General features: G+C 71.6%; 10 protein-coding genes, 1 tRNA gene and 1 pseudogene. 7 read left to right on the top strand and 5 right to left on the bottom strand.

Annotated elements, in window-relative coordinates:
* The 4 genes and pseudogenes from ABZX75_RS08340 to ABZX75_RS08325 form a co-directional block, all read left to right on the top strand.
* Positions 1 to 1,734 (top strand): annotated as a pseudogene (locus tag ABZX75_RS08340) (hypothetical protein); the annotation flags it as partial.
* Between the two features lie 307 nt (positions 1,735 to 2,041).
* Complete coding sequence (locus ABZX75_RS08335; protein ID WP_355409589.1) at positions 2,042 to 3,838, top strand: MFS transporter; 1,797 nt, start codon at positions 2,042 to 2,044, stop codon at positions 3,836 to 3,838.
* Between the two features lie 110 nt (positions 3,839 to 3,948).
* Positions 3,949 to 4,158 carry a hypothetical protein gene (locus ABZX75_RS08330; RefSeq protein WP_355409144.1) on the top strand — a complete coding sequence of 70 codons (210 nt, stop codon included), beginning with the start codon at positions 3,949 to 3,951 and terminating at the stop codon, positions 4,156 to 4,158.
* Positions 4,159 to 4,281: 123 nt separating this feature from the next.
* Positions 4,282 to 4,947, top strand: coding sequence for an HAD family hydrolase (locus tag ABZX75_RS08325; protein ID WP_355409142.1), 666 nt, complete (start codon positions 4,282 to 4,284; stop codon positions 4,945 to 4,947).
* On the opposite strand, the gene ABZX75_RS08320 is transcribed toward ABZX75_RS08325, so the two are convergent.
* A complete protein-coding gene (locus ABZX75_RS08320) occupies positions 4,928 to 6,166 on the bottom strand; it encodes a transcriptional regulator (protein WP_355409140.1) in 1,239 nt (412 codons plus the stop codon). The two genes, ABZX75_RS08325 and ABZX75_RS08320, sit on opposite strands and share 20 nt — an antisense overlap.
* 208 nt (positions 6,167 to 6,374) lie before the next feature.
* Here ABZX75_RS08320 and ABZX75_RS08315 point away from each other — a divergent pair, with 208 nt between their 5' ends.
* Positions 6,375 to 6,548: a hypothetical protein gene (locus ABZX75_RS08315; RefSeq protein WP_355409138.1), complete on the top strand. Its 174-nt coding sequence runs from the start codon at positions 6,375 to 6,377 to the stop codon at positions 6,546 to 6,548.
* A complete protein-coding gene (locus tag ABZX75_RS08310) occupies positions 6,541 to 6,756 on the top strand; it encodes a hypothetical protein (protein WP_355409136.1) in 216 nt (71 codons plus the stop codon). Before ABZX75_RS08315 ends, ABZX75_RS08310 begins: the two co-directional genes overlap by 8 nt.
* Before the next feature lie 263 nt (positions 6,757 to 7,019).
* Here ABZX75_RS08310 and ABZX75_RS08305 read toward each other — a convergent pair.
* Positions 7,020 to 7,092 (bottom strand) — tRNA-Arg (locus ABZX75_RS08305).
* A 399-nt stretch (positions 7,093 to 7,491) separates the two neighbouring features.
* Positions 7,492 to 7,869, bottom strand: a complete 378-nt coding sequence (locus tag ABZX75_RS08300) for a hypothetical protein (RefSeq protein ID WP_355409134.1) — start codon at positions 7,867 to 7,869, stop codon at positions 7,492 to 7,494.
* A gap of 247 nt (positions 7,870 to 8,116) precedes the next feature.
* On the opposite strand from ABZX75_RS08300, the gene ABZX75_RS08295 reads away from it, so the two are divergent.
* Complete coding sequence (locus tag ABZX75_RS08295) at positions 8,117 to 10,639, top strand: sensor histidine kinase KdpD (protein ID WP_355409132.1); 2,523 nt, start codon at positions 8,117 to 8,119, stop codon at positions 10,637 to 10,639.
* A gap of 43 nt (positions 10,640 to 10,682) precedes the next feature.
* Here the strand turns inward: ABZX75_RS08295 and ABZX75_RS08290 are convergent, their stop codons facing one another.
* On the bottom strand, positions 10,683 to 12,614 hold the full coding sequence (locus ABZX75_RS08290; RefSeq protein WP_355409588.1) for an NAD-binding protein: 1,932 nt from the start codon (positions 12,612 to 12,614) through the stop codon (positions 10,683 to 10,685).
* Between the two features lie 68 nt (positions 12,615 to 12,682).
* On the bottom strand, positions 12,683 to 13,570 hold the full coding sequence (locus tag ABZX75_RS08285) for a potassium channel family protein (protein ID WP_355409130.1): 888 nt from the start codon (positions 13,568 to 13,570) through the stop codon (positions 12,683 to 12,685).
* Positions 13,571 to 13,952 lie beyond the last annotated feature (382 nt).

Raw genomic sequence — 13,952 nt, 5'->3', positions numbered from 1 at the left:
GGTTCGGGCAAGCCTGCTGCCGACCGGTCGCCGGATGCGGAGGGTTCGGGCGACAGTGAGCGCACCGCCGTGTTCCGCGCCGTGAAGCCGACCGACGCCGCTGAGAAGCCTGCCGAGCCCGCTGCAGGCGCTCGGTCAGCGGTTCGGGATTCCGCTTCCGCCGGTGCGGGGAAGGCCGCAGCCGAGCGGACGGCGGATACGGAGGGGTCGGACGGCGACAGTGAGCGCACGGCCGTCTTCCGCGCCGTGAAGCCGGGGGCGGTGGCGCCGCCCAAGGCCAGTACCTTCGTGCCGCTGCGTACGGATGACGTTCCCGCGAAGCCCCCGAAGCCCGCGAAGCCCGAGGCCGGGCAGGAGCCGAAGCCCGCCGCCCCGAAGCCCGCACCCGCGCCGGCGTCCGCACCCGCCTTCGACTCCCCCGAGCGGACCACCCAGCAGCCCCTGCCCCCGAAGCCGCCGCTCGACATGCTGGCGGACCTCACCAACAACCCGCCCCCGCCGCCGAGCCCCCTGCGTACCGCCGTGCGGCGGTTCAAGATCTACGCCCCGCTCGTCGCGGTCCTGGCGATCATCCTCGGCGTCGTGCAGCTGGTGCGTCCGCTGCCCGAGCCGAAGCTCGTCATGAGCGCGAAGAGCTCGTACACCTTCGGCGGCTCCAAGCCCTCGCTGCCCTGGCCCAGCGAGGGTCAGGCCTACATGGCCGCCGCCGGCCTCGGCACGCTCGGCCAGTCCGGCGAGCAGAAGCCCGTGCCGATCGCCAGCGTCACCAAGTCGATGACGGCGTACATCATCCTGCGCGACCACCCCATCAAGAAGGGGGAGCAGGGCCAGATGATCGAGATCGACAAGACGGCCGAGACCGAGGGCAAGAAGAACAACTCGACCGACAACGAGTCCACGCTCGACACGGTCAAGGAGGGCGACAAGATCTCGGAGTACGACGCGATCGCGGCCCTCATGATCCCGTCGGCCAACAACATCGCGCGGCTGCTCGCGCGCTGGGACGCCGGTTCCCAGGAGGCGTTCGTCAAGAAGATGAACGACACCGCCAAGGAACTCGGCATGACCAACACCACGTACACGGACCCCTCGGGTCTGGACGCGACCACGGTCAGCACGGCCGAGGACCAGGTCAAGCTGGGCCTGAAGCTCGTCGAGATCGAGACGCTGCTCGACATCACCAAGAAGCCGAGCTGGGTCGACCCGTCGGGCAAGAACTGGCGGAACTGGAACGGCCTCGTCCCGTACAACGACTCGCTCGGCATCAAGACCGGTACGACGACCAAGGCCGGCGGAAACCTTCTCTTCGCCGCCCAGAAGAAGATCGGCAACACCAACCAGCTGATCGTCGGAGCCGTCCTCGGCCAGCACAAGCCGCCGATCATCGACAGCGTGCTCGCGGCGAGCAAGCAGCTGATGATCGCCACCCAGAAGTCCCTCGAAGGCGCGCCCGTCGTGAAGAAGGGCGAGGTCGTGGGGTACGTGGACGACGGCCTCGGCGGCCGGACGCCGGTCGTCGCGACCGCCGACGTGCAGGCGGTCGGCTGGGCCACGCTGACCGTCCACGTCAAGCTGGCGGACGGCGGCAGCAAGATCCCGCAGACGGCGAAGGCCGGTACCGAGATCGGTGTGCTGACCGTCGGCGAGGGCGCGAGCCAGGTGAAGGTGCCGGTGGCGCTGCAGAGCGACCTCGCCGCACCGGGCATCGGCAGCAAGCTGACGCGCGTCGGCTGACCGCAGGTGAGACCGTGGAACCGGTGCCCCGGGCAACCCTGGGGCACCGGTGCGCGTCTTGGGGCCTGGGACGCGTACGTGGCCTCAAGCGTTGGCTCAGGCATCGACTCAGGCGTTGACTCGGGTGTTGGAGAGTGCGGCAGTGACCACTGCTGAGCAGCAGGGCCAGAGACCGGGCAGCGGCCCGGGCAGGGCCGCGCGGACCGTGTCGGCCGACAGCCGGGACGGCTGCGACGCCGACGGCAGCGACGGCTCCGGCGCGCCCGAGAAGCCCTCCGGCATACGGGGCGTACTGGGCGTACGGAGCATGCGGGGTATGCGGGGCCTCGACCCGGCGCGGCGTCATCCGGTGGCCGTCGCCACCGTGCTCGCCGCCGTCCTGCACGTCCTCTGGTTCTTCACCTTCGCCAACAGCGGCGGCGATCTCGCCGCGCAGGACGCCTGGGCCGAGTTCGTCGGCCGCCATCCCGACTCGGCGTACAACCTCGCCTGGTACGGCGGCATGCACCCCGTCTCGTACAGCGTGGTCTCGCCGTACCTCATGCACATGCTCGGCGTCCGGACCACGATGATGATCGCCGGCACCGTCTCGGCCGGTCTGCTCGCGCTGATCCTGACCCGTTCCCGAGGCACCGTCCGCGAGCCGCTGTGGCCCGCCCTCGCCGGGGTGTACGGGCTGCTGTGCAACGCCCTGTCGGGCCGCGTCACCTTCGGCCTCGGCGCGATGTTCGCGCTCGCCGCGGTCGCCGCCGTCTTCTGCTGGCCCCGCAAATGGGCCGAGCGGCGCTGGGCCAAGGCCGCCGTCGCGGCCCCGCTGGCCGCGCTCGCGACCGCCGCCAGCCCCGTCGCCGGGCTCTTCCTCGGCATGATCGCGGCCGCGCTCTTCCTGAGTCGGCGGCGGCCGGGTGCGTACGCGCTGGGCCTGGCGCCGGTGGCCGTCGTGGGGCTGTCGGCCTGGCTGTTCCCGTTCTCCGGCACGCAGCCGATGAAGCTCGGTTCGGCGTGGCTGCCGTTCATGTTCGCGCTGGCGATCCTGTTCCTCGTGCCCCAGCGGTGGAAGACGGTCCGGATCGCCTCGGCCGTCTACGCCTTCGGGACCTTCCTGACCTGGGCCATCGACTCCCAGATCGGCTCGAACGTCACCCGGATGATCATGCTGTTCGGCGGGGCCGTCCTGCTCGCGGCCCTCCCGTACGCGGTCCCGCGCTCGCGGCGCTGGTACGCGCTGCTGCTCGCCTTCGCCGGGCTGACCGCGTGGATCACCACCAACAGCATCACGGACGTCGTCCGCACCACCCCGGTGGCCGCCTGGAACCGCGAGCTGGCTCCGCTCGTCGACCAGCTGCGGAAGGCGGGCGCCGACCGCGGCCGGGTCGAGGTGGTCCCGGCCAGCAGTCACCGCGAGTCCTCCGCCTTCCCCTCGTACGTGAACCTCGCGCGCGGCTGGAACCGGCAGGCCGACCTGGAGCGGAACCCCCTCTTCTACGACGACACCCTCACCGCCGACAGCTACCGGGCCTGGCTGGAGCGCTGGGCCGTGCACTACGTGGTGCTGCCCGCCGACAAACCCGACTCGGGCGGCGAGGACGAGGCGAAACTGGTGCGCGGGGGACTCCCGTACCTCCAGCAGGTGTGGGGCGACAAGAACTGGCAGCTCTTCAAGGTGCACGAGCCGACGGACCTGGTGGCCGGACCGGCCGGCGTGGTGCGCGCCGGCGCCGACGAGCTGGTCATCGACGTCAAGGCGGCCGGGCGGGTGCTGGTGCGGATCCCGCACTCGCCCTGGCTGGGGCTGCTGGACGGAGCCGGCAAGCCGGTGGCGCCGCCGCAGGAGACCTTCGCGTCGAAGGCGCGCGGAGAGGCGGGGGTCGGGGGCGGGAGCATCCTGCCGAAGGAGTACGCGAACACGGCCGGGTGCCTCTTCAAGGCCGCTCCGGACACGGTCGGCGATGTGTGGACGGAGCTGCTGGCCCCGGCGCCGGGGCAGTACCGGGTGGCCGCGAAGTACCAGCTCCCGCGGGGGACGCCCTGCCCGGAGGAACTGATCCACCGCACGCTCGGAACGCCGGAGCGACCAGCTCCGCCGCGGCCGTCCCAGCCTTGATCCACTCGCGGTCCCGAATTCTTTACGCCCGGTCCGGGTGCGTTGGTCCGTATATCTGCATACGATCCCCTTAGTCCGATTGGGTGCTGCCCGAGGGAGTTGACGGCGGGATGAGCAAACAGCAGAGGCAGGACGTCCAGGCGGCCATGGCCATGGCGAAGGCGCAGGAGCAGGTACAGCTGCCGCGCATGCCGGGTCACGGCTTCGAAGGTCCGGTACGGAGCAAGGTCAAGGGCGGAGCGCACACGAAGGCGGCCCTCAAGCGGGCCGGCACGCCCCAGGGCGACCGGATCGGCGAGCGCAGCAGAGGCCTCAGCTAGCCCCGCCGTGATGCGATGGTGAAGGCCGACGGCCCTCCCGGCTTCGGCCGGGAGGGCCGTCGCGCGTCCAGGCTGTGGTGCGTCGGCCGTTCGTGCGTCCATGCCCGTAGCTAGGCTGCCCGCATGACGATTCGCGCTGTAGTTTTCGACGTAGGCGAGTGCCTCGTAGACGAGACCCGCGAGTACGGCACGTGGGCCGACTGGCTCGGTGTCCCGCGCCATACCTTCGCCGCAGCGTTCGGCGCCGTCATCGCGCAGGGCCTGGACTACCGCGAGACCTTCCAGGTCTTCCGGCCAGGCTTCGACCTGACCGAGGAGCGCGAGGCCCGCGCAGCCGCCGGCCAGCCCGAGCACTTCGACGAGTCGGACCTGTACGCCGACGTCCGCCCGACGCTGGCAGCCCTGCGGGCTGACGGCCTGTGGCTCGGCATCGCGGGAAATCAGACCGTACGGGCGGGCGGGATCCTCCGCTCTCTGTTCATCGAGGACGTGGAGCTGATCGGTACCTCGGACGACTGGGGCGCCAGCAAGCCTGACCCGGAGTTCTTCCACCGCGTCGCCAAGGTCGTCCCGTTCGCCCCGGAGGAGATCCTCTACGTGGGTGACCGCATCGACAACGACCTCCGGCCGGGGTCCGCCGCCGGCATGCAGACCGCACTCGTCCGCCGCGGCCCCTGGGCCACCATCCAGTGGAACAGCGAAGAAGCCCGGACGCTCCCGACCTTCCGTGTGGAAAGCCTCCAGGAACTGCCGGGCCTCATCAAAGAGTTCAACGCGTCAACGCGCTGAGCGTCACACCCCACCCGTACAGCCGGTCGTCTAGGTCGCGGACGTACTGCTCGTGCTGCCACCGCGTGAGCGTGCGCCGCACCTCCCGGACCCGTTCCATGCCGGTGGCGTACCAGTGCGTTTCCAACTGCTCCAGGGCTCGCAGGGCGTAGCCGCACGCGGCCTCAGGCTGACCCGCGGCGGCCTCCACGGCGGCAATGTCCGCGAGGACCACGGTGCGCTGTTTGTCGGCGTCCGCCGGGAGTTGATCGAGGACACCGAGGAGTGTCTCCCGGGCCTGCGGCAGGTGCCCGGCCATGAGCTGGGTGTTCCCCTTGAACGCCGCCAGCCGAACGGGGCTGAACCAGTCCATCCACTCGGGGTTCTGGTGCTCGCCCCCCGTGGTCAGGACGCTCTCTCCGTGGGCGATCAGGTTCAGGGCGGTACGGGGTTGCCCGCACCGCGTCTCGCACTCCGCCTCGACGGCGTCGAGCCACGCCAGAAACTCGGCCGAGGCCGGTCCTCGGCGCGCGTACGTCCGCGCCATCACCATCCGCTCGACGGCGCCTTCCCGGTCGCAGGCCCACCCGGGGGCGAACGCCATATGCGCAAGGACGGCCGCACCGAGGAGCGCGTCATCTGCCTCGCCCGCGGCTTGGAGTGCCCGCAGCCAAGTGTCCGTGGCCTGCTGAGGCTCACGCAGGTCAAAGAACTCGATGCGTCCGGCAAGGAGCTGGGACTCTGCGAGGGCTGCCGCGATGGTCTGCCGGGTGACGCCTGCGGTTGCTGTCAGGAGGGCGCCGCCGAGCGTGCCGTGGGCGAGGGCGGCGGGGTGGAGGGTGGCGGGCGCGACGGTCCAGTACAGACGTCGGTGGGCGCGTGTTACGGCGAGGTAGTCGACTGCTGCGCTGGCGGGCTGTGTGGACGTCGCGTTCTGCATGGACAGGCGCGCGGGAATGACGGCCGGCTTGATCTGTGCCCGCCTCCCAGTGACTGCCCGATCATGTCCGGCTGGCGGGGTGAACCCGAGGGCTTCGATGTCCTGCCCGAGGAGCTCGGTCAGAGCCTGTTGTGCGGCAGAGTAGGGCCAGGGCGGCGTGTCGGATTCCCAGCGTCGGACCTGCCGGACATCAACGGACAGGTTCCTTTCCGCGAGGGCTTTGACGAGCGCCTGTTGGGAGACGTACCCGGCGGCCAGGCGGGCGGCCTTGAAGCGGATGTTTCCGGGCGACCTTGACACTCTCAACCTCCGGGCGACGGTGGATAGATGCCCACTGTCTCAGCAAGTCCGCACTGAGGCCACCAATCACCCTTTTGGATCTACAGAAGTCCTCTTAAGTGCGTCCAGAAGACCGGCACAAGTCCTCGCAGGGAGTCCTCTTAACGACGACGCTGTGTCTCCCGGCACAAACGCCGGGCCACCCGCTGACGACCGTAGGGAGTGACCCGTGACCAGCGCCACCACACCTCGCTGCACCCATGGCGTGCTCAGCCTCGACACCCCGGACAGCGTTCGCTGGGGCGTCTTCACCGTGGGCGAGCCAAGTCAGGACCTCCTGGACCGTGCGTACGCCGGTTGGATCCGGTTCACCGGTGCCGACGAGGAGTCGTCCGATGTCTGAGCGGTACGAGAACGTGCCGCACTGGCTGCTGAATCGGCATGTGCGCGACATCGCGTCAGGCGCCGAAGGCACGTTGATGGCCGTGATGAACGAGAACGTGTCGGATGACGCCGCCCGAGAGCGTTGGGTCGAGTTGGCGTACATCCGCTGCTCGAACGGTCGGGAGATCTCGACCGCCGTAGGCAACATCGAGGCAGCCGGCCAGTGACCGAGCTCCAGCGGCAGGTCCTGTACGTCGTCATCGTGCTCGGCATACTCGCCGCGATCGTCGTCGGCACCCACTGAGAACCCGCACCTGCCGGGATGAACCATCGGTCCCCGACGGGGGCGGCCCCTTCGCACCATCGGACGGGTGATGACCCGGCCGGGCACTGCGGGGAGGTGGATTCTTTGCGGATTCTGATCATGAGCGAGGCCCCTCGTTCGAACGAACGGGGGCCTCTCTGGTGCTCCGACCTGCTATCCAGCTCGTGCCCTCGGCAGGATTCGAACCTGCGACACCGGCTTTAGGAGAGCCGTGCTCTATCCCCTGAGCTACGAAGGCGGGGGCTTGACGGTAACCGTGCTGGAAAACCCCGTGGGGTTCGCCATCCCGGCGAGCCAAACGCCCTGGTCAGCTGGTATCGGCAGGCGTCGGACGAGGTGCCCAAGTGGACACGTTCCCCAATCGCGCGCGCAGTAGCCGACTGACCACCGACAGCCTAGCGGATCGTGCTGGCACTGGTCGCCTGGATTGCCGTGGGGGCGGGGCCGTGGTGACGGCGTGGCTGTGACCTGGGGGTTCTGGGCGTCTGGGATGGCCGGCGGGGAGGCCGGGCGAGGTCGGTCACTCCAGGTCAGCAGTCGCCGCTGCCGCCTGCCGGGGGCGCCGATCGTCAGCGTGGCACGGCAGGACGCCGGTTCGACCGAAGAGCCCGTGACCGGCTTGGCCTACTGCACCTGGTCAGCGAGGGCTTTGGCCAGGCCGGCGACGCGCCGCTGGTTCAGCGAACTCCGGCCGACGGCTCGTGGGCTTCTCATGGCGCACGGCGAGGCGCTGGGCCCGCTCGAAGCCCTCGGCGAAGGCATCCACCGCCTGCTCCACGGCAGCGAGCAACTGCCGCGCGCCGGAAGCCGTCAGCGTGCTCTGCACGGTCTGGGCCTCGGCCAGGTGAGCGCGCACGAGTTCTCGCAGACCCGCGCCTTCCTCCGCCGCCCGTTCGCCCTGCGACCGGCGGGCATCCAGTTCGCTGCGGCTCAGCCGCCGACCGGTGGCACAGGCATCCCGCAGGATGCGCGCATATCCGGTCAGATACTGCCCGGAAGCCGTCAGCCCCGCCATGACCCCACCCCACTCCTGACGCGCCCTGACGTGCCTTTAGTGCCGGACCAGAGTGGCATGCCCGCTCCGGCGGCAGCGTCGGCAGTGTCATCGGCGGCGTCGGCGCGCCCTTCGGACGTACGGTGACCAGAGCACCTCCCCGCGCGCCGCACGGCGCAGCTCCGGCGCACGCCGGAGACCGACCCCTCCCGCCCCGGGGCCTGATCACCGAGCCCGGCACGGGCTACCGCTTCGAAGGCTGAACCACATGGGACGCGGCACCTTTCGCATCTACCTCGGCGCCGCGCCCGGCGTGGGCAAGACGTACGCGATGCTCTCCGAAGGGCACCGCAGGACCGAGCGCGGCACCGACTGCGTCGTCGGCTTCGTCGAGCACCACGACCGCCCGCGCACCGAGGTGATGCTGCACGGCCTCGAACTCATCGAGCGCCGCGCACTGGAGTACCGGGGCGCCACCTTCACCGAGATGGACGTCGAGGCGATCCTCGCGCGCCGCCCCGCCGTGGCCCTGGTGGACGAGCTCGCGCACACCAACGTCCCCGGCTCGCGCAACGCCAAGCGCTGGCAGGACGTCGAGGAACTGCTCCGGGCGGGCATCGACGTCATCTCCACCGTCAACATCCAGCATCTGGAGTCGCTGGGCGACGTCGTCGAGGCCATCACCGGGGTGCGCCAGCGCGAGACCGTGCCCGACGAGGTGGTCCGGCGCGCCGACCAGATCGAGCTGGTCGACATGTCCCCGCAGTCCCTGCGGCGCCGGATGGCGCACGGCAACATATACAAGCCCGAGAAGGTCGACGCGGCCCTCTCGAACTACTTCCGGCCCGGCAACCTCACCGCCCTGCGCGAGCTGGCGCTGCTGTGGGTCGCGGACCGCGTGGACGAGTACCTGAACGAGTACCGGGGCGAGCACGACATCCGCTCCACCTGGCAGGCGCGCGAGCGCATCGTCGTCGGGCTCACAGGCGGCCCCGAGGGCCGCACCCTCATCCGCCGCGCCGCCCGACTCGCCGAGAAGGGCGCGGGCGGCGAGGTCCTCGCCGTCTACATCGCCCGCAGCGACGGCCTGACCTCCGCCTCGCCCAAGGAGCTGGCCGTCCAGCGGAACCTGGCCGAGGACCTCGGCGGCACCTTCCACCACGTCATCGGCGACGACGTTCCCCAGGCCCTGCTGGAATTCGCCCGCGGGGTCAACGCCACCCAGATCGTCCTCGGCGTCAGCCGCAGACGGTCCTGGCAGTACGTCTTCGGGCCGGGGGTCAGCGCGACCGTCGCCCGCGAGTCCGGACCCGACCTCGACGTCCACATCGTCACGCACGACGAGGCCGCCAAGGGCCGGGGGCGGGGACTGCCCGCGGCCCGGGGCCCGCGCCTCGGCCGTCCCCGGACCCTCTGGGGCTGGCTCACCGCCACCGTCGGGCCGGCGCTCCTCACCGTGCTCCTCCTCACGGTCCTTCCCGATCTGGGCCTCGCCAACGACATGCTGCTGTTCCTGACCTTCACCGTGGCGGCCGCCCTGCTGGGCGGACTGCTGCCGGCCCTGGCCTCGGCGGCCTTCGGCTCGCTGCTGCTCAACTGGTTCTTCACGCCGCCCATGCGTACGTGGACCATCGCCGACCCGAAGAACATCGTCGCCCTCGTGATCTTCCTCGGGGTCGCGGCGTCCGTGGCCTCCGTCGTCGACCTGGCCGCCCGCCGCACCCATCAGGCCGCCCGGCTGCGGGCCGAGTCGGAGATCCTCTCCGTCCTCGCGGGCAGTGTCCTGCGCGGCGAGGACTCCCTCGAAGCGCTCCTGGAGCGGGTCCGCGAGACGTTCGCCATGGACTCCGTGGCCCTGCTCGAACGCGACAGCGACGTCGACCCCTGGTCGACCGCCGCGAGCGTCGGTCCCCACCCCGTCGCCCGCCCCGAAGAAGCCGATGTGGACATGCCGATCGGCGAACACATGGCCCTGGCGCTGCACGGCCGGGTCCTGCCCGCCGAAGACCGCCGCGTACTCGGCGCCTTCGCCGCGCAGGCCGCCGTCGTACTCGACCGCCAGCGCCTGGTCGGCGAGGCCGAGGAGGCCCGCCGCCTCACCGAGGGCAACCAGATCCGCACGGCGCTCCTCGCCGCCGTCAGCCACGACCTGCGGACCCCCCTCGCGGGCATCAAGGCCGCGGTGTCCTCCCTGCGCTCCGACGACGTCGAATGGTCCGAGAGCGACCGGGCCGAACTGCTCGAAGGCATCGAGGACGGCGCCGACCGGCTCGACGCGCTGGTCGGCAACCTCCTCGACATGTCCCGGCTCCAGACCGGCACCGTCACGCCCCTGATCCGCGTGACCGACCTCGACGAGGTCGTCCCGATGGCGCTGGGCGGCGTACCCGAGGACAGCGTCGAACTGGACATCCCGGAAACACTGCCGATGGTCGCGGTGGACCGCGGCCTCCTGGAACGCGCCGTCGCCAACATCGTCGAGAACGCCGTCAAGTACAGCCCGCACGGCGAGCGGGTGCTCGTATCCGCCAGCGCGCTCGCCCACCGCGTCGAACTGCGCGTCGTCGACCGCGGCCCCGGCGTCCCCGACGTGGCGAAGACCCGTATCTTCGAACCCTTCCAGCGCTACGGAGACGCACCCGCGGGCACCGGGGTCGGCCTCGGGCTCGCGGTCGCCCGGGGCTTCACCGAGGCCGTCGGCGGCACCCTGACCGCCGAGGACACCCCCGGCGGCGGCCTGACGATGGTGCTGACCCTGCCCGTGGCGGAGGCGACGCCACCGGTCTCCTGACACGGCAGTCCCCGCGCCCGCGGCGTCGAGGCGTTCGCCGAGCTCAGCCGAGAGTGCCGGGGGTGCGCGGGCGCTGCGCCGTACGGCCGCCCCTGCGGCCGAGGAGCTGGGCGAGGCCGCGCCGGGTGGCGGCCACGACGACCCGGTCCTGCGGCCTCAGCACGTAACCGGGGTGCAGGTCCCACACCAGCCCGGGGTGCCTGCCCTCGTCGTCGGCGGGGGAGGAGGCCAGGTCGGGCCGGCGCTCCTCGGGGGCGGCGGTGTCCATGGCGATCACCCGCCAGGCCCCGGGCCGGAAGGACTCGGCGATGGTGCGGCCCTCCAGCTGCGGGTGCCCCGCCACGTCGACGGCGGCGAAGAGCAGGACGCGGCGCTCCACCGGGATCGCGCCGAGGATCTGGCGGCCCATCATCGCCCCGGCGAAGGCCGGGGCGGCGAGGTGGGTGACGCTGCGGCTGCGGGTGAGGGCCGCCGGGTGCGCGGCGCGCAGGGTGCGGTAGACGGCGGTGGCGAAGGCGTCGTCGTACAGGCGCAGGGCCACCCGTACCTCCGGGTTGACCGAGCGGGCGTAGAGCGAGGCCTCCAGGTTGGTGGTGTCGGAGCTGGTCAGCGCGAGCAGGGCGTGCGCGCGGTGGATGCGGGCGGACTCCAGGACGCCTTCCTCGGTGACGTCACCGAGGACGACCGGAACCCGCAGGCGCCGGGCGAGCGCCGAGCCGCGGGCCTCGGGGTCGGTCTCGACGCACACCACCGGGATCTCCAGCTCGTGGAGCCGGGCCAGGACGCGTGTCCCGATCTTCCCGAGGCCCAGCAGCACCACGTGCCCCGACAGGCCGCGCGGGGGCCGCCGCAGGGCGGTCGCCGTACGGAACGCGCCCAGCGCCTCCAGGGCGGCGGCGACCAGGACCGGCAGCAGGAGCAGGCCGACGAACCCGGCCAGGAGCTGGAGCACTTGCCGCTGGGGAGGCTCCTGCAGCGCCGGGTCGTTGATGGCGAAGACGTCGAGGAGGGTGATGTAGGCGGCGTGCGCGAAGTGGTCGCCGGTCGTCAGCCACGACGCCACCGCGAGCGCGGCCACGGCGGCCACGATGGCCGCCAGCGACCAGCGCAGCCTGCGGGAGAACAGCGAGGCGACGGGCAGCGCGGCCGCACCGAGCCGCGGGGCCGTTGGAAGGGGGCCCGGGTGGGAGACCGCCTCCAGTACGACGATGCCCCGGTCGGTCGCGGCGGCCACCGCCCGGTCGTCGGGCAGCAGTTGCGGACCCTGCTCGCCGCTCAGCTCCGAACCTTCACTGCCCGCCGGGTCGCTGGTGGTCGCCGACAGCAGGGCCAGGGTGCACAGGCCCGGACCGGCCGTCTCCCCGCGCCGTGGCGGCGTACGCTCCACCGCGCGCAGCAGCAGACCGTCGGCCTGGACCACCTTGCTGGTCCCGGCGACCGCCGTCGCGGCGAGCGCGGGAGCGGCGGTGTCGGCGTCCGACAGCACGGTCGTCGAAGAGTCCAGCTCCCGCAGGTCGATGCCCGGCTCCGCGACGATCGCCGCCTGGTCCAGGAGCTCCTCCAGGTACTGGCCGAGCTTGCGGTTGTAGAGCCGGATGACCAGGCGCAGGCGCGGGTTGAGCCGCCGTGCCAGCAGGGCGGCCCGTACGTTGGTGTCGTCGTCCTCGTAGACGAGTGCCAGGGCGGCGGCCCCGGCGACCCCCGCGGCGACCAGCACCTCCTCGACGGGCTCGGCGGCCTCCAGTACGCGCAGCTCCCGCGCTCCGGCGAGACGGTCGGCGGGCGTCGGCGCCCGGTGCCGCGCGGCCGGCACCCGGCTCAGCAGCCCGAAGCCCGGCCCGCGGCCGTGCCGGCGAGTCGAGCCGGGGGGTGTCTCACCGGCCGTGGGCACCACGAGGGTCACCCGCTCCCGGTAGACGTCGCGCAGCTCGGCGGCCAGCCGGTGGGCGAGCCCGTCGTCGCCGCATACGACCATCCGGCCCGGCGGGTCTGCGAGTTGGGAAGACGCGGTGGTCGAAGTCACGACCCAAGGATGCACGGTCCTCAGGCGCCGGCGAGGCGTCCGTGGTCGCGGGCGAAGGCGTCCAGGACCTGCCGTGGCGTGCCCCCGGTGTGCAGGAAGCGCTGGTCGAGGATGGCGGCGAGGTCGTCCAGCGCGGCACGCAGGGCGGCCGCGGAGAGTCGGACCTCGGGTTGGCGGGCCTCCGTCGCCTGATCGGCGAGGTCGGCGGCGTACGCGATGTGGCGGGCCAGCGAGGTGCGGTCGTCGCCGTCGTAGAAGTAGTACGACTCGGCGTACTGCATGAGGTCGACCGAGATCACCGAGATGCCGGCGGCCACGCTGTCGAGGATCGCCGCGCCCGCGCCCGCGCCCGCGTCCGCGCTGATCCGGTTCTCGGTGGGATGAGTGCGCGAGAGGTGGGAGAGGCGCAGCGCCAGCGCCCGGCGGCGGGCCAGGGCCGGGTAGACGCCGAGGGTCCAGGAGACGGTCGCCGTCAGCAGGACGAAACCCACCAGGGACTCCAGCGGGGCCAGGATCCGCAGCCATCCCTCGGCGGGCGCGATGTCGCCGAGGCCGAGGGTCGAGAGGTGGACCAGGGAGACGTACAGCGCGTCGATGAACCCCGCGTGGTCGCCGGGGCGCAGTCCGGTGGCGTAGGTGAAGGAGTCCGGCATGTGCGGCCAGTAGATCAGCGCCCACCCGAGGACCACGGTGAGGGCCCACACCGCGACCACGGCCACCATGGCGACGGGTCCGGCCAGTCCGGAGGCCCGGCGGTGCCCGGTCAGCGAGGCGGACAGCCGCCACAGGCCCGTCATGACCAGCCGGCTCAGCCCGCCGTGGCGTGTGGGGTGCCACAGGGTGTGGAACAGGTCCCGCAGGACGAACAGCACGAGGACCGCGCCCGCGATGTTGAACAGCCAGCTCATCCGGCTTCCTCCCCTACGTCTCTCCCGTAGGTCTGCCCACTTTGGCTCGGTCTGCCCTGGAGTGGTGTTCGCTCAGTGGAACCTCAAATCCGGATAACGATCCCATCACCGCCCCTGGGGTTCTGGGGGCACCGGTCCGGTTGTGTGATGTGCATCACTAAAGATCATGTAAAGAGCGTGCTATGAATGCGCAACTCCGTTTCCGGCCCACCCCTTGCCGGACGGCGGGGCGCCGGCACGCACCGGCTTCGCTTTACACGGCCAGGGAGATCACGGTCCGAGTCCGAGGACCGGGATGCCCAGGGTCGCCGACCGGATTACGGCATTCGCTCACAGCCCGCACCGCACCCGCACCTGCGCACCGCACTGCGCCGGTTCTGCG

The sequence above is a fragment of the Streptomyces sp. NPDC003038 genome, assembly GCF_040611115.1.
GTDB lineage: Bacteria > Actinomycetota > Actinomycetes > Streptomycetales > Streptomycetaceae > Streptomyces.
This window is presented reverse-complemented; position numbering and strand designations above follow the sequence as displayed.

Excerpts from the sequence above, each read along its gene's own strand:
- ABZX75_RS08335 (WP_355409589.1), top strand. The coding sequence starts at position 2,042 with ATGCGGGGTATGCGGGGCCTCGACCCGGCGCGGCGTCATCCGGTGGCC.
- ABZX75_RS08330 (WP_355409144.1), top strand. The coding sequence starts at position 3,949 with ATGAGCAAACAGCAGAGGCAGGACGTCCAGGCGGCCATGGCCATGGCG.
- ABZX75_RS08325 (WP_355409142.1), top strand. The coding sequence starts at position 4,282 with ATGACGATTCGCGCTGTAGTTTTCGACGTAGGCGAGTGCCTCGTAGAC.
- ABZX75_RS08310 (WP_355409136.1), top strand. The coding sequence starts at position 6,541 with ATGTCTGAGCGGTACGAGAACGTGCCGCACTGGCTGCTGAATCGGCAT.
- ABZX75_RS08300 (WP_355409134.1), bottom strand. The coding sequence starts at position 7,869 with ATGGCGGGGCTGACGGCTTCCGGGCAGTATCTGACCGGATATGCGCGC.
- ABZX75_RS08295 (WP_355409132.1), top strand. The coding sequence starts at position 8,117 with ATGGGACGCGGCACCTTTCGCATCTACCTCGGCGCCGCGCCCGGCGTG.
- ABZX75_RS08290 (WP_355409588.1), bottom strand. The coding sequence starts at position 12,614 with ATGGTCGTATGCGGCGACGACGGGCTCGCCCACCGGCTGGCCGCCGAG.
- ABZX75_RS08285 (WP_355409130.1), bottom strand. The coding sequence starts at position 13,570 with ATGAGCTGGCTGTTCAACATCGCGGGCGCGGTCCTCGTGCTGTTCGTC.